General features: G+C 67.4%; 8 protein-coding genes. 6 read left to right on the forward strand and 2 right to left on the reverse strand.

What is annotated here, in order from left to right; genetic code table 11:
* The first annotated feature begins 356 nt into the window (after window positions 1-356).
* The 4 genes from ACLD02_RS06865 to ACLD02_RS06880 all read left to right on the forward strand — a co-directional run bounded on the left by ACLD02_RS06865 (window position 357) and on the right by ACLD02_RS06880 (window position 9,857).
* Window positions 357-5,954: an alpha-2-macroglobulin family protein gene (locus tag ACLD02_RS06865; protein WP_410298273.1), complete on the forward strand. Its 5,598-nt coding sequence runs from the start codon at window positions 357-359 to the stop codon at window positions 5,952-5,954.
* A 10-nt stretch (window positions 5,955-5,964) separates the two neighbouring features.
* Window positions 5,965-8,289 carry a penicillin-binding protein 1C gene (gene pbpC / locus ACLD02_RS06870; protein ID WP_410298274.1) on the forward strand — a complete coding sequence of 775 codons (2,325 nt, stop codon included), beginning with the start codon at window positions 5,965-5,967 and terminating at the stop codon, window positions 8,287-8,289.
* Between the two features lie 173 nt (window positions 8,290-8,462).
* A complete protein-coding gene (locus ACLD02_RS06875) occupies window positions 8,463-8,984 on the forward strand; it encodes a lipocalin family protein (protein WP_203104760.1) in 522 nt (173 codons plus the stop codon).
* Between the two features lie 231 nt (window positions 8,985-9,215).
* Window positions 9,216-9,857 (forward strand): SDR family oxidoreductase, encoded by a 642-nt coding sequence (locus ACLD02_RS06880; protein ID WP_410298275.1) that lies wholly within the window; start codon window positions 9,216-9,218, stop codon window positions 9,855-9,857.
* A 112-nt stretch (window positions 9,858-9,969) separates the two neighbouring features.
* Here the strand turns inward: ACLD02_RS06880 and ACLD02_RS06885 are convergent, their stop codons facing one another.
* Window positions 9,970-11,586: a BCCT family transporter gene (locus ACLD02_RS06885; RefSeq protein WP_203104758.1), complete on the reverse strand. Its 1,617-nt coding sequence runs from the start codon at window positions 11,584-11,586 to the stop codon at window positions 9,970-9,972.
* A gap of 209 nt (window positions 11,587-11,795) precedes the next feature.
* Between ACLD02_RS06885 and ACLD02_RS06890 the strand changes: the two genes are divergently transcribed.
* Both ACLD02_RS06890 and ACLD02_RS06895 read left to right on the forward strand, forming a co-directional pair.
* A complete protein-coding gene (locus ACLD02_RS06890) occupies window positions 11,796-13,724 on the forward strand; it encodes a PHB depolymerase family esterase (protein ID WP_410298276.1) in 1,929 nt (642 codons plus the stop codon).
* Window positions 13,725-14,058: 334 nt separating this feature from the next.
* Complete coding sequence (locus tag ACLD02_RS06895) at window positions 14,059-14,745, forward strand: TetR/AcrR family transcriptional regulator (protein WP_238401044.1); 687 nt, start codon at window positions 14,059-14,061, stop codon at window positions 14,743-14,745.
* A gap of 82 nt (window positions 14,746-14,827) precedes the next feature.
* Here ACLD02_RS06895 and ACLD02_RS06900 read toward each other — a convergent pair whose 3' ends face one another.
* Entirely contained in the window at window positions 14,828-16,171 is a 1,344-nt protein-coding gene (locus ACLD02_RS06900; protein WP_338015214.1) for a succinylglutamate desuccinylase/aspartoacylase family protein, read from the reverse strand.
* Window positions 16,172-16,199 lie beyond the last annotated feature (28 nt).

A 16,199-nucleotide genomic window follows, 5' to 3' on the forward strand; every position in this document is an offset into this window, starting at 1 on the left:
GACGTTTCTTCCGCTAAAGCGCGATGAACCAAAAAAAACGGCGCCCAGAGGGCGCCGATGAATCGTTTGGCTCGGGAGAGCTATCACGGAGCCGAAACTCCGCCGTCGACGGATGGGACTTCGTCGACGGAAATCAGTATGTCCGTGACCGGGTTCAAAGACATTAGCTGTACAGCCGTTCACAAACGCTCCGTTGGTCAATAAGTGTCCGTCCCTATATCGCTGGCCGGCGATGAACATTTTTTCCCGGGATGCTGTTTTTTAACAAAGGCGTCGCCGAATCGGCGTCGCCATTGTGCTAATTTTGCCGGTCCGACTCTCGGTCTTTCCAAATAACCACAAAGGCGGTCAAAGGAATGCGATTACATCATTGTGGCGTGCTGCTGTTTCTGGCTTTGTCCCTGCTGGCCTGCGATCCGGCGCCGGAGGCCCCGGACCAGCAGGCCGCCCAGCCGGTACCCGACGCGCCGGCGGATCAGGCCGCCGACACCGCGCCGGCCCCGGACCCGCGCTGGCGTGATCATCTGGACAGCTGGCCCCATGGCGCGGTCAGCGCCCGGGCGCCCCTGGTGGTGCGTTTCACCCACCCGGTGGTGGATGAAAGCGGCCTCGACAAGCCCGTCGACGGTGTCGCCCGGCTGGCCCCGGAGCAGTCCTTCGAGGCGGTGTTCACCGCCCGCGACCGCCTGGAAATCCGTCCGCGCCAGGCGCTGCCCGCCGGCCAGACCCTGCAACTGACCCTGTTCGCCCAGGGACTCTCCGGAGTGGATGATGGCCTGCCGCCACTGCGCGCCGACGTCACCGTGATGACCCAGCACCTCAGTCTGCGCGTGGATGCCCTGGCACCGGAACCCGGTGACGAAAGCGCCATGCGCATGAGCGGCGCCCTGCGCACCCGGGACCAGGCCGACCCGGCGCAGGCGCAGTCGGTGCTGACCGCCCGCCAGGGCGACCGGACCCTGGACATCGCCTGGCAGCATGACGCCGCCAGCCTCAACCATGAATTCGTGATCTCCGGCATCCAGCGCAGCGACGGCGCGGCGCCGGTGATTTTGCGCTGGGATGGCGCGTCCCTGGACGTGGACGACAGCGGCGAACGAAGCTACCCGGTGCCCGCTCCCGGAGAATTCCGTGTCACCACCGCGCGTACCCTGAGCTACCCGGAACCACAGATCCTCGTGCAGTTCTCCGAGGCACTGATGGGCACCCAGAACAGCGCCGGCCTGGTCACCCTGAACGGCAAGGAGGCCCGGGTGCGCATCGACGGCAGCCGCCTGCGCGTTTACCCGGAGGACCGCGACGACCTGGGCGACGGTCGTTTCCGGTTGCGCATCGAGCCGGGCCTGCGCAGCGCCAGCCGCGCGCGGCTGGACAGCGCCTTCGAGCAGGAGCTGACGCTGACCGTGGCCAAGCCCGGCGTGCGTTTCGTCGGCGAGGGCGTGATTTTGCCCAATGGCGAGACTCTGAGCGTGCCGTTCGAGGCGGTGGCCGCCAAGGCGGTGAAGGTGCAGGCCTTCGAGGTGTTCGAGGACAACATCGCCGCCTACCTGCAAAACAACGAACTGGACGCCGCCTACCAGGACAGCCGCGCCGGCCGCTACCTGTGGCAGAAGACCCTGTCCCTGCCGCCCGGCACCGGGGATGACTGGCAGCGCTATCGGCTCGATCTGTCCGAGCTGATGGCCGGTCATCCCAACGGCCTGATCATGCTCACCCTCAAACTGGATGGCGAGACCATCGACTACCTGTGCCAGGGTGACGGCCCGCGGCGGGTGGCCGAGCTGCCGGACAGCTACGAGGGCCCTGGCCAGGCGGTCGACGACCAGGACCGGTTGAGCCGCTACTACCGCGACGCCGGCTATTTGAGATGGAGCGAGCGCGATGACCCCTGTTCCGATGCCTACTACCGCTACAATGATCGCGCCGAATCCAGTCGCGCCTTCCTGGCATCGAACCTGGGCCTGATCGCCAAGCAGGGCGAAAGCGACCGCCTTACGGTGATCGCCACTCACCTGGACGACAATACCCCGGCCACCAAGGTGCGGGTCACCGTGCACAACTACCAGCACCAGGTGCTGGCCAGTGGCACCACCAACAACAAGGGCGAGGTGACCCTGGCCCTGGATGGCGCGCCGTTCTATCTGGTGGCCCGGGACAACAAGGATCGCGGTTACCTGAAACTGGCCCGCAACCGGGCGCTGCCCACCAACCAGTTCAATACCGGTGGCGAGCGGGTTCGCGATGGTCTCAAGGGCTTTTTCTATGGCGAACGGGACGTTTGGCGGCCCGGTGACGATATCCACCTGACCTTCATCCTGGCGGACCCGCACAACCGCCTGCCGGACGACCACCCGGTAACCCTGGATTGGTTCGACCCGCGTGGCGACAAGGTGGCCAGCTACAGCAGCGCCGAGCCGGTGGGCCAGTTCCATGCCTTCACCCTGAGCACCAGCGAGGACGCGCCCACCGGCAACTGGCGGGCGGTGGCCCGGGTCGGCGAGCGTTATTTCGACACGCCGCTGCGGGTGGAAGCAATCAAGCCCAACCGCCTGAAGATCGAACTGGATGCGCCGGAGCCGCTTAAAGTCGGCGGCGATAACCCGGTCACCCTGCACGGCCAATGGCTCAATGGCGCCCGCGCCGGCGGCCTGAAAGCCGACGTCAAGGCGCGCCTGGTCAATGCCGGCGCTCCCTTCAAAGGCTATGACGGCTTCACCTTCACCGACCCGACCCGGAATCTCGGCGCGAACGACTTCACCGCCTTCGAGGGCACCCTGGACGCCGCCGGTGACGCCCGCTTCCCGCTGCAGGTGCCGGACATCACGCCGCCGGGCATGGCGGCGGCCCTGCTTACCAGCCGGGTGTTCGAGCAAAGCGGCGATTACAGCACCCAGGTGAAACGGCTGCCGGTGTCTCCATACGCGCACTGGGTGGGCCTCCGGGTGCCGAAAGGCAGCGGCTGGGGCGATTCCCTGGGCCGCGACCGGGACCATGAAATCGGCCTGCTGGCCCTGGATCGGGACGGCAAGCCCGAAGCCGGCCGTGACCTCACCCTGAGCCTCTACCGCATCGACTGGCGTTGGTGGTGGGACCGGGGTGGCCGCGACCTGACCCACTTCATCAGTGACCCGCATACCGAGAAACTGCGCGAGGAAAGCCTCGTCAGCGATGCCCAGGGCCGCGCCCAGTGGACGCTGGCCGGCGCCGACTACGAATGGGGCCGCTATCTGCTGCGGGTGTGCCAGCAAGATGGCCGCCACTGCGCCTCGCAAAGCGTTTACCTGGGCTGGAGCGGCGAGCGCAATGCCCAGGGCGATGCCGCCACCCGCCTGGCCCTGTCCAGCGACAAGGACCAGTACCAGGTGGGCGAGACCGCCCGGGTACGGGTGCCCGCCAGCGGCCAGGGCCGCCTGCTGGTCAGCCTGGAAACCGGTGACCGGGTGCTCGACCACTACTGGGTGGACGATACCGGCAAGGAGGGCGAAAGCCTGACCCTGGACATCCCGGTCACCGCCGAGATGGCGCCCAATGTCTATGTACATGTGGCGTTGCTGCAGCCCCATCGCGGCCGCGACAACGATCGGCCGATCCGTCTCTACGGCATCGCGCCGCTGATGGTGGAGGACCCGGCCACCCGGCTGGTCCCGGAGATCCGGGCGCCCGAGGAAGTGAAGCCGGACGCCACCCTGAAGGTGGCGGTGTCGGAGGCCAAGGGCAGGGCCATGACCTACACCCTGGCGGTGGTGGATGAGGGTCTGCTGGGCATCACCGCTTTCGCCACGCCGCGTCCCCATGACGCTTTCTACCAGCGCGAGGCCCTGGGCGTGCTCACCTGGGACCTGTTCGATCAGGTGGTGGGTGCCTACGGCGGCGAACTCGACCAATTGCTGGCGTTGGGTGGCTCCGACGCCCTCCAGGACGGCGAGGAGCAACGCCGCCGCCGGTTCCCGCCGGTGGTGCGCTTCGCCGGTCCGTTCCAGCTCAAGAAAGGCGAGACCCGCGAGCACGACATCGACCTGCCCCCCTACATGGGCCAGGTGCGGGTGATGGTGGTGGCCGGCAATGAGCGGGCCTACGGCCACGCCGAGCAGGATGTCACCGTGACCCAGCCGCTGACCCTGCTGTCGACGCTGCCCCGGGTGCTTGGCCCCGGCGAGACCCTGGATCTGCCGGTGACGGTGTTCGCCGCCAAGGACGGGCTCGGGAAGGTGGCGGTCAGCGCCGAGGCCCAGGCACCGCTGACCCTGACCCGGGACAGCGCCAGCCTGAACTTCACCGAAAGCGGTGACCAGGTGGCGGCGCTGTCCCTCAAGGCCGGCGACGCCACCGGTATCGCCGACGTGACGGTGCGCGCCCGGGCCGGCGACCACCGCGCCGAGGAAACCGTGCACTTGCCGGTGCGCAGCGCCAACCCGCCCACGGTGCGTGACAGCGGCAAGCTGTTGGAGCCCGGCGCCAGCTGGAGCCTGACGCACACCCCCCATGGCCTGCCGGGCACCAATGAAAGCCTGCTCACGGTGAGCAGCCTACCGGACATGGGCCTGGAACGGCGCCAGGAATACCTGATCGAATACCCCCACGGCTGCATCGAGCAGACCGTGTCGGGGGTGCTGCCGCAGCTCTATCTGTCGCGGCTCACCACTCTCAGCGCGGAGCAGCAGGCCGCCGTGCAGGAAAACGTGGACGCGGCCATCCAGCGGCTGCGGCGCTTTCAGCGGGGTGGTGGTTTCAGCTACTGGCCCGGAGGCGACAGCGTCACCGACTGGGGCACCACCTACGCTGGCCACTTCCTGCTGGAAGCCCGGCGCCAGGGTTACGCGGTGCCCGCCGACATGCTCGACGCCTGGCGGGCCTACCAGAGCCGGGTAGGGCAGAGCCCCGGTCGTTTCCCCTGGCAGTGGGCGGCCCAGGCCTACCGCCTGTATACCCTGGCCCTGGCCGGTGAGCCGGAGGTGGGCGCCATGAATCGCCTGCGCGAGGCCTATCAGGCCCGTGCCGGCGAGCAGAGCCACGGCCAGGCCAGTTACCGCGCCGGTCGCTGGCTGCTGGCGGCGGCCTACCAGCAGATGGGGCTCACCGAGGTGGCCGGCGAATTGCTGGCCGCCGCCCGCGACGACGCCGGCGACTACCTCAGCCCCGGGCCCACCTACGGCTCACGGTTGCGTGACCAGGCCATCGCGTTGATGGTGCTGGACGCCCGTGGCGACAGCGAGGCCGCCTGGGAGCAGGCCCGTGTCATCGCCAGCCAGCTGGCATCCCGGAACTGGTACTCCACGCAGAGCACCGCCTGGGCGCTGATGGCCATGGCCCGTTTCGCCGGCAGTGCCGGCGGCCAGGGCTATGATTTCGCCTGGCGGCACGACGACGGCGACTGGCAGGCCATCAGCAGCCAGTCACCGGTGTTCCGCCAGGCCCTGGCGTTGGGCGATCGCAGCGCCGAGCTGGCGATTCGCAACGACAGCGAACGGCGCCTGTTCGTGTCGGTAAGCACCCGCGGCACGCCGGCCGCCGGCCAGGAACGGGCGGAGAGCCATGGCCTCAATCTGAGTGCCCGCTTCCGCACCCTGGATGGCCGCGAGCTGAACCCGGCATCCCTGGCCCAGGGCACCGACTTCCGCGCCACGGTGACGATCACCAACCACAGTGGTCAGCACCTGGACAACGTGGCGCTCACCCAGGTAATCCCGTCCGGCTGGCAGATCATCGACAGCCGGCTGGCCGGGGATGAGCAGGCCGAGCCGGTGGATTACCGGGACCAGCGCGACGACCGGGTGCTCAGCTACTTCTCGTTGCCCGCCGGCAAGAGCCGCACCTACCACCTGGGGCTCAACGCCACTTTCGCCGGTCGTTTCTATCTGCCCGGCTGGCAGGTGGAGGCCATGTACCGGGGGGATATCCGTGCCCGGGACCAGGGCCGCTGGGTGGAAGTAACCCGCCCGGCCGGCGCCGATTGAGGGACCGCCCGTGAAGCGTCGGCGTCGCCTTCGGCGGGCCGGCGCGGCGTTGCTGCTGGCGGCCCTGGTGGTGCTGGGGTGGCTGCAGTTCACGCCGTTGCCGGCGACCCTGGACGGGGAGGACTACGCCACCCTGATGCTGGACCGCCATGGCCGGCCCCTGGCGGCGCGCATCGCCGCTGACCAGCAGTGGCGATTCGCCCCGGTCACCGCCTTGCCGGACAAATACCGGCGCGCGCTGCTCACCTTCGAGGACCGGCGCTTCGACCAGCACCCCGGCGTGGACCCTCTGGCCATCGGCCGGGCGGCGCTGGCCAACGTCCGTGCCGGCCGGGTGGTCAGCGGTGGTTCCACCCTGACCATGCAACTGGCTCGCTTGCTGCACCACGACCCGCCTCGCACCCTGGCCGAGAAATTCCGCGAGGCACGGCTGGCGCTGCGTCTGGAATGGCACCTCAGCAAGGACCGGATTCTGATCGAGTACGCCAGCCGGGCCCCTTTCGGTGGCAACACCGTGGGCCTGCGCGCCGCCGCCTGGCGTTACTTCCGGCGCCCGCCGGAGTCCTTGAGCTGGGCCGAGGCGGCGCTGCTGGCGGTGCTGCCCAACAGCCCGGCGCTGATCCACCCGGGTCGCGACCGGGGCCGGCTGCGGGCCAAGCGCGACCGGCTGCTGGCCCGTTTGCACCAGCAGGGCGACCTGGACGCCGACGACCTGGCCCTGGCCAGGTTGGAACCCTTGCCCCGGGTCCATGCGCTGCCGTCCCTGGCGCCGCGCCTGCTGGACACGCTCAGCGCCAACGGCGGCGGGCCACTGCTGCGCACCACCCTGGACGCCAACCTGCAGCGCCGGGTGCGCGAGCTGGCGGAGCGTCATGGCCGGCGTCTGGGCCGCCAGGGCGTGCACAACCTGGCGGTGGTGGTGATCGACCACCGCGATCTGGAAACCCGTGCCTACCTGGGCAATGTGCAGCACGGCGATACCGACACCTACGGCGCCGCCGTGGACATCGCCAACCGCCCGCGCTCCACCGGCAGCGTGCTCAAGCCGCTGCTCTACGGCCTGATGCTCGATGCCGGCCTGATCCTGCCGGACACGCTGATCCCGGACCTGCCCACCAACTACGGCGGCTACAGCCCGGAGAACTTCGATCGGCAATACCGTGGCGCGGTGCCCGCCCACGAGGCCCTGGCGCGTTCGTTGAACGTGCCGGCGGTGCGCCTGCTGCGCCGCTACGGCGTGGGGCGCTTCCACGATCAATTACGCGAGCTGGGCATGACCACCCTGTTCCGCTCCGCCGACGACTACGGCTTGACCCTGGTGCTGGGCGGCGCAGAGGGCACCCTGGAGCAGCTCACCGCTATTTATGCGCGTCTGATCGCCACCGCCCGGGACGGCCAGGCGGCGCCGGTGACCCGCTTGGCCGGCATCACGCCGGTGGCGGAGCCGTTCGCGCTCAGCCCCGGCGCCGCCTGGCTGACCCTGGACGCGCTGCGCGACGTGGCCCGGCCCGGCACCGCCCGCCAGTGGCGGCTGTACCAGTCCAGCCAGCCGATCGCCTGGAAAACCGGCACCAGCTATGGCCTGCGCGATGCCTGGGCAATCGGCAGCAACGGCCGCTACACGGTGGGGGTATGGGCGGGCAACGGTAATGGCGAGCCGGCGCCGCACCTGGGCGGCGCCGACAGCGCCGCGCCGCTGATGCTGGATGTGTTCAGCCTGCTGGGCCCGGCGCCGTTCCCGGAACCGCCACTCAACGATCTCAAGCAGGTGCGGGTGTGCGCCGACGACGGTTACCTGGCCGGTGGGCGCTGTCCGGCGAAGACCGCGTTGGCGCCCTTGCACAGCCACTTTCAAACGGTGACACCGCACCATCGCCGGGTGCATGTGGACGTTAACGGTCAGCGGGTGCACGGTGGCTGCGAAGCGGTGGCCGCGATGCAAAGCCGCGACTGGTTCGTGCTGCCGCCGGCCCAGGCCTGGTTCTACCGCCAGCACCACCCGGATTACCGGCCGCTACCGGCCTGGCGCTCGGACTGTCTGGCCGGGGCCCGGAAGCTGGACCATAGCCCGCCCATGGCGATTCTCTATCCCCACGCCGGCGCCGGCCTCTTCATTCCCCGGGAACTGGGCGGGCAGCGCGGGCAGGCGGTGTTCCGGGTGGTCCACGAGCGCGCCGGCGCGAGGCTGTTCTGGCACCTGGACGATCACTACCTGGGCGTGACCGAACACTTCCATGAATGGGCCCTGCGCGCCGACCCGGGCTGGCACATCCTCACCCTGGTGGACGACCAGGGCTTCCGCCTGCGGCGTCGCTTCAAGGTGCTCGGCGACTGACGCTGGGGCCCCACACCGCGATGCTTCGAGGTAGCGTCCCGCGTGATTTTGTAGTGGGCTCCAGCGCTGCTTGTGGGTGAAGCGGTCGCGGGAAAGGGGAGGGCGTTTTCACGCGCTCTTGGCCGGGGGACGGGCAGGCTTTGGGCACTGTCTTATCGATTTGGAGAACCCCCATGCGCCTTGCCCTGATCGGAGTGTTCGCCCTGTTGCTGGCCGCCTGCCTGAGCCAGCCGGAGCGGCCGCCGATTCCGCTGGCGAAGAACCTGGATCTGGACCGTTTCATGGGCGACTGGTACGTGATCGCCAACATTCCCACGCCGCCGGAGAAGGGCGCCCACAACGCCGTGGAAAGCTACCAGCGGCTGGGGCCGGACAAGATCGGCGTGACCTTCAGTTTCAACCAGGACGGCTTCGACGGCGAGCGCAAGACCATGACCCCCACCGGTTTCGTCAGCGAGACGGATAACTCGGTTTGGAAGATGCAGTTCATCTGGCCGTTGCGGGCGGATTTCCGGGTGGTGTACGTGGACAATGCCTACCAGACCACCATCATCGGCCGGCAAAAACGGGACTATCTGTGGATCATGGCCCGGCAGCCGAACCCGGACGAGGCCACCCTGGAACGGCTCTATCGGATCGCCGCCGACGCGGGCTACGACACCGACAGTATCCAGCGTGTGCCTCAGCGCTGGTAAGGGAAAACGCCAGCCACAAGATACCGTGCCGGCGGACGGGCCTTACCATCTCGCCGGACGATCATGCGATTTCAACTTGCAACTTGTAACTTGCAACGGTCTCTCGATAGACACGGCCCATCCGCCATCATCATCATCGGCTTGCGGCTTGCGGCTTGCGGCTTGCGGCTTGCGGCTTGCGGGCCTAGGGTTGAGGCCGTGTTCCAAGTCGAGCTGTGAGGAGACCTCCCCATGCGTGTTCTGATTGCCGGGGCCAACGGCAAGATTGGCCGTCGTCTGGTGAAGCTGTTGGGCGACAGCGACCATGTGTGCCGCGCCATGGTGCGCGACCCGTCCCAGGAATGGGAACTGCGCCAGCTGGGCGCCGACGAGGTGGTGGTGGCGGATCTGGAAGGCGATTGCCGGGCGGCGCTGATCACCTGCGACGCGGTGGTGTTCACCGCCGGTTCCGGGGCGCACACCGGGCCGGAGAAGACCGTGGACGTGGACCAGAACGGTGCCATCAACCTGATCGACCTGGCCCAGGAAATGGGCGTGCCCCGTTTCGTGATCGTCAGTTCCATGCGCGCCGACGATCCGGACAGCGGGCCGGAAAGCATGCGCCATTACTTCGTCGCCAAGCAGAAGGCGGACAACCATCTGCGCGCCAGCCATCTCAACTACACCATCGTGCGTCCGGGTCGGCTTACCGAGGAAGAGGGCACCGGCAAGGTTCGCCTGGCCGAGCGCATCGATGCGTTCGGCGAGATCCCCCGCCAGGATGTGGCGGCGGTGATCCGGGCGGTGCTCGACCACCCGGGCAGCAGCAAGCGGGAGTTCGACCTGATCAGCGGCGACACCGCCATTGATCAGGCGGTGGCCTCACTGGAGTAGGCCGCCTTGCGTGTTGTAGGAGCGACTTTAGTCGCGATGAAGTTGGCACCGCCGGTGAATCGCGACTGAATTCGCTCCTACAAAACAAAACGCCGAACCGCGCTCCCCTGGCTTACGGTTTGCGATTGAAGTTGAGCCGGCGGCGGATGCGTTGCTCGGGAACCAGATCGGTGAAGTCGTCCGCCTCGAACACATCGGCGCCCACCGGAGTTTCCGCGTTGCGTTGATACAGCTCCACCAGCATGGCGCGGCGGTCGGCGCGCAGCTGCGAGATCAGCACCCCCATCATCAGGAACAAGACCACCGCGAATGGTAGCGCCGCCAGAAGACTGGCGGATTGCAGCCCCTTCAGGCCGCTCGCCACGATCAGGGTCAAGCAGATCGCCGAAATCAGCACGCCCCAGGTCAGGCGTTTGTAGAGCGGCGGGTCGAGAGAACCGTGGTCGGTCATCTGCGAGACGATGTAGGAGGCGGAGTCCGCCGAGGTGACCAGGAACACGAACAGGATCAGCATGGTGATGCCGGAAAGGAAGGTGCTGAACGGCAGCGCCTGATACATCTGGAACAGGGCGTTGGCCACGTCGTCGGCCACCGGCCCGGCCAGGTCCACGCCGCCGCTGAGCTGCAGGTCCAGGGCGGTGGTGCCGAACACGGCGATCCAGGCGCAGGCCAGCAGCGGCGGCACCAGCAGCACGCCGAGCACGTACTCGGTGATGGTGCGACCCTTGGAGATGCGTGCCACGAAGGTACCCACGAACGGTGACCAGGCGATCACCCAGGCCCAGTAGAACAGGGTGAAGCGGTTCATCCAGTCCCGGTCCTCCATGGGCGGGATGGTGAGCGCCATCTCGATGTAGTTGCCCAGGTAGGCGCCCAGGCCGTTCACGAAATTATCCAGGATCAGCACCGTCGGGCCAGTGAACAGCATGTAGCCCATGAAGCCCAGGCACAGGGCCATGTTCAGGTTGCTGAGCAGGCGGATGCCTTTGTCCAGGCCACTGTAGGACGAGGCCGTGTAGCACACGAACATCGCCCCCAGAATCGCCGCCTTGGTCCAGAAGTTGTCCGCCCAGCCGAACACCGTGTGCAAACCGCCGTTCATCTGCAGGATGCCCAGCCCCAGGGAGGTGGCGACCCCCATTACCGTGGCCACCACCGCCAGCACGTCCAGGGAATCGGACAGACCCTGGCGGCCCGGCAGGTTCACCGTGGCCGGCTCCACCATGGTGGACACCAGGCCGGGGCGTTCCTTGCGGAACTGAAAGAAGGCGATGATCAGCCCCACCAGGGTGAACGCCGCCCACTGGTTCATGCCCCAGTGGAAAAAACTGTACTGCATGGCCAGGGTAGCGGCCTCGGCGCCGCCGGGTTCGACCAGGCCGTGGGGCGGCTCGGTGAGGTGCTGGATCGGTTCGGCCATGCCATAGAACACCAGGCCGACGCCGAAGCCGGCGGACAACAGCATGCTCAACCAGGAAAACACCCCGTACTCGGGCCCGGAGTTTTGCGGCCCCAGACGGATCTTGCCATAGCGGCTCATGGCCAGCCCCAGCAGGAAGACCACGAACACGAAGGTGCTGATCAAATAGAACCAGCCGAAGTAGTGCCCCAGGGTATTGAGCACCGTCTCGGAGACACTCTGAAAGGAATGGGGAGCGGCCACGCCGAGGGCCACGAGGAGGGCCATCAAACTGGCGGATATGAAATACACGCGGTGTCGTTTCAGCATCCGGCAAGGTTACCAGCGGAGAACCACAGCGCTACCCCGTTTGTGCGTCTGTTCAAAGATTATACATTTTTACCCCTCGCCATGACTGGACCCCGGTTATTCATCGGTTGTAGAGTTTTTATTCATCGGCCGATGAATAATGAAAAAACGATCACAACAACCCATCACGCAACCGACTACAACAACAACGCGAAAAACGGGAGAACATCATGATCAAGAAGGCCCTGACCGCCCTCGCGGCGGCACTGTTCCTGGTCGCGGCGCCGGTTCACGCCGGTAGCTGGCAGGACAATCTGTCCCTGGGCGGCTTCAACAATGTCCATCTCTACACCCCCGACACCGACTCACCGGTGGGCGCTGGCAAGGCGCTGCTGATCGTGCTGCACGGCTGTACCCAGTCGATCAACGCCTACAAGACCGCCAACCTGGAAGTAGCCGCCGAGGAATACGGCATGGTGGTGGCGGTGCCGGACGCCATGAACAAAGCCGGTTTCAGTTGCTGGTCCTACTGGCAGGGCAGCAAATCGCGCAGCGCCGGCGACTATAAAAACCTGATCGACCTGGCCAATGAACTGTCCGGCGACGGCGCCCGCGACATCGACCCCAACCAGGTCTATATCGCCGGCCTGTCGTCCGGCGCCAGCTTCGCCAACACCACCGCCTGCCTGGCCCCGGACGTGTTCGCCGGTGTCGGCGTCAGCGCCGGCCCCAGCGTGGGCACCAGCTCCAGCGGTGCCATCGGCGTTTGCGAACAGGCCAACGTGGAAAGCCGCTGCCGCAACCTGGGCGGCGCCTACCAGAGCGCCTTCGACACCCAGGTGGCGTCCATCGCCCACGGCGACGCGGATACCACCGTGGACACCTGCTACAACCGCCAGAACGCGGAAGGCATGGCCGGCCTCTACGGGGTCAGCGAACTGTCCGGCAGCACCGTGATCAGCCAGGACGGCGGCACCGCCGAGGAATATCTGTGGCAGGATGGCCGCGTCTCCATGCTCTGGCTCAACGGTCTGGACCACTCCTGGTCCGGCGGCCAGGGCGCCAGCGGCAACTACATCGGCAGCGCCAGCATCAACTACGCTCGCTACCTGGGCGAATTCTTCAGCCAGAATAACGCCCGGGTGAATCGCAACCTGGCGCCCAGCATCGACGGCCTGACCCTGGCCGCCAACGGCGACGCCATCCAGATCGGCGGCCAGGCCGATGACGAAGACGGTACCGTCACCGTCATCACCATCGTCATTGAAGGGTTGGCCGGCGGCGGCGAGACCCTCACCACCACCGTGGACGGTGGTGGCGCCTTCCAGGCCACCAGCGGTAGCCTGGTGGACGATCTCTACACCGTGGCGGTCACCGCCGAGGACAACGACGGCGGCGAAAGCGACCCGGCCATCGACACCGTGCGGGTGGGCCCGGCGCCGCCGCCCAGCGCCCCGGTACTCAGCGACATCGCGGTGAGCGTGGACGGCCAGTGCGCCACGGTCAGCGGTCAGGTAGTGGACGAAAATCAGGATCTCGCCTCGGTGACGGTGACCTTCGCCAGTGGCGCGGTCAGTGCTGAACTGGACGGCGTGCACTACAGCGCCCGCGCCTGCGACCTGCCCGGCGGCGCCAACAGCGCCAGCGTGGAAGCCCTGGACCAGGGCGGTCTCGCCGACAACGACCAGATCGACTTCCAGATCGACGCCGGCCAGGTGGCCACCCTGGACCAGCACATCAGCGCCGGTCGCCTGGACTACACCAACTACGCCAACTGCTACCTGGAATACGGCACCGCCACCTTCAAACTCACCGAGCAGCCCAATGGCGACCAATGCCAATGGCAGGACGACGACGCCAGTTGCAGCGGTCCGGTCCAGGCCTGTGCCGGTGATGATGGCGGTGATGATGGCGGTGACGATGGTGACGACAACGGTGGCGACAACGGCGGCGGTGACCCGCAACCGGGCTGCCAGCAGGAAAGCGCCTACAACTACTACCACAAGACCGCCGGCCGCGCGTACAGCACCGGCAATTACCTGACCCCGGACTACTTCGCCCAGGGCAGCGACCAGCCCATGGCCGGCTCCACCTGGGGCAACACCACCCTGTACAGCAGCGACGGCGGCGCCACCTGGCAGGTCGGCACCTGCCCCTGACCGTTCCTGCCGGGGTCGTCCGTAGGAGCGACCGGGCGGCGCTCCGCTTGAGTCGCGATTGCCGGCGCTGCCACCGGCATCGCGGCTAAAGCCGCTCCTACACTCTCCATCCTGGCGCCGGGATATAATCCGTTACGCGGAGGATCACCGCCAAGCGATTCCGGGCCAGGCCCTTCCGGGACCCTTGAGAACAGGACGTTCGAAAGGGAGCCCCCAGGGACGGGTTCACGGCGTTCCCGGAAGGGCCTGGCCCGGAATCGCGCCTCGACTGGAGGGTGACGCGCATAGGGCCGGGTTGCTTGTTGTCCAAGCGGCGCTTGCGTACTATCCGCGCATGACGAAAAAGACCGTGGGTCGCCCCCGGGCCCGGGACGGCGCCGGCGACCGTGGCGCCACCATCCTCGATGTCTCCGAACGCCTGTTCGCCCGCCACGGCTACGACGGCGTGACCCTGCGCACCATCGCCCGCGAAGCCGGCGTGGACGTGGCCCTGATCAACTACTACTTCGGCCCCAAGCAACAGCTCTTCGACACCGTCTTCCAACGCCGTGCCCGCATCCTCAACGACGACCGCCTGGAAGAACTCCACCGTGCCCGCGCCGAAGCCGAGCCGGCCCCGGTGCCGCTGGAACGCATCATCGAGGCCTATCTGCGACCGCTGGAAATGGCCCAGGAAAGCGAGGACCAGGGCTGGCGTAACTACTGCGCGCTGCTCGCCTACGTGAACACCTCGCCGGTGTGGGGCCCGGTGCTCATGAGCCGCCACTTCGATGCCCCCATGGAAGCCTTCGTGGAAGCCCTGGCGCGGGTGCTGCCCAAGGCCGAGCGCGCCGACCTTTACTGGTGCTACCACTTCATGTCCGGCTCCATGACCCTGACCTTCGCCAACACCGGGCGCATCAACGCCATGTCCGGCGGCCTGTGCCGTTCCGACGACTTCCAGACCGCCTACGACCGCATGATTCCGTTCGTGGTGGCCGGCTTCGAGCGTGTTTGCGGGCCCCTGGCGGATCGCGGCTGAAGCCGCTCCTACAGCAGTGTTAGACGTACCGTAGGAGCGGCCAGGCGGCTTACCGCTTGAGCCGCGATCCGCACCCAGGCTGCTATTCGGTATCGCCGTCGGGCCGGTCCGATTCCTCGGCGGATGCGCCGGCACCGGTGTTCTCGTCGTCGCCATCCGCATCGCCCTGTTCCTGGGCCTGCTCCGCTTTGGCTTCCACTTCCTCGGCGCTCTTCTCCTCGCCGATGCGGTAGGCGGCGAAGCCGGCGTGCACCACCTGGTTCACCGCCATGCCCAGCACACGCCCGTCGTAGGGGGCGATGATGGCGCTGCCGGTATTGCTGATCGGGTCGGTGACGGTGCCCAGGATCTGGCCCTTCTTGACCTGATCGTTGAGTTCCACCTCGGAGAGCAGAATGCCGCCCTGGCCGGCCCGAATCCATTCAGACTCATAGAACACCGGCTGCGGCGCGCCCCAGAAGCGGCTCGCCTTGCGCATGTCCAGGTTCTCCAGCAGCGTTTCCAGGGCCTGCACGCCGTAGTCCACGGCGTCGTCCTCGAGACGATTGGGGCCGCCAGCTTCCATGGTTACCGCGACGATGCCCTGGTCCACGGCGGCGGCGCGCAGCATGCCGCTGGAGGAGGGGCTGTGCAGCACCGTCATGCCACCGAAATGCTTGGCGAACGCCACCACCTGGGGATTTTCCAGGTCGGCGCGCAGCTGCGGCTGGTTGACCCGCTTCTGGGAACCGGTGTGCAAGTCCACCAGGTAGTCGCAATGGCGCACGATGTTCTCGAACAGGGAATACGCCACCCGGCTGGCGGCGCTGCCGTTCTTGCGGCCGGGGAAATAGCGGTTCAGGTCGCGGCGGTCGCTCAGGTAGCGCGAGCCGTTGCGGAAGCCGTCCAGGTTGACGATCGGCACGCCCACCACGGTGCCCGCCAGTTCGTCGGGTTCGAGCTCGTACATCAGGCGGCGCACCATTTCGATGCCGTTCAACTCGTCGCCATGCACGGCGGCGGTCAGGCACAGGTGCGGGCCGGGCCGGGTGCCGTGGGCCACCAGCACCGGCACCGGCGTGGCGATGGAGCGGAAGGACTGGTCCGGAGTCCAGTAGAGGGTGTCGAAGGTGCCCACCGGCACGCTCTGGCCGAGCAGTTCCAGCGGTGCCACCGGGTCCGGCGCCGGCGGCGTGGCCGGCTCGGCGCCAGTCTCGCCGGTGGCGGCCGGGTGGCTTTCGGCGCCGTCACGGTTGTCGTCGGCGCGATGGTCATCACGGCGCGCCGGCGGGCCATCCGGGTCCTCGGCGGGCGGTGCCGCCTGGTCGGCGCTGGCGGGGGCCACGTGGCGGCCATCCTCATCCTCACTCTCATTGGCCGCCAGTGGCGCGGCCAGAGCCAGCAGGGAGAGGGTGATGGCGATGTTCTTGAGCGGTTGCCTGGGCACGAAACACATCCTCCTCGCGGCCCGGGAT

It is taken from the genome of Alloalcanivorax sp. C16-2, from assembly GCF_046507615.1.
Lineage (GTDB): Bacteria > Pseudomonadota > Gammaproteobacteria > Pseudomonadales > Alcanivoracaceae > Alloalcanivorax > Alloalcanivorax marinus_A.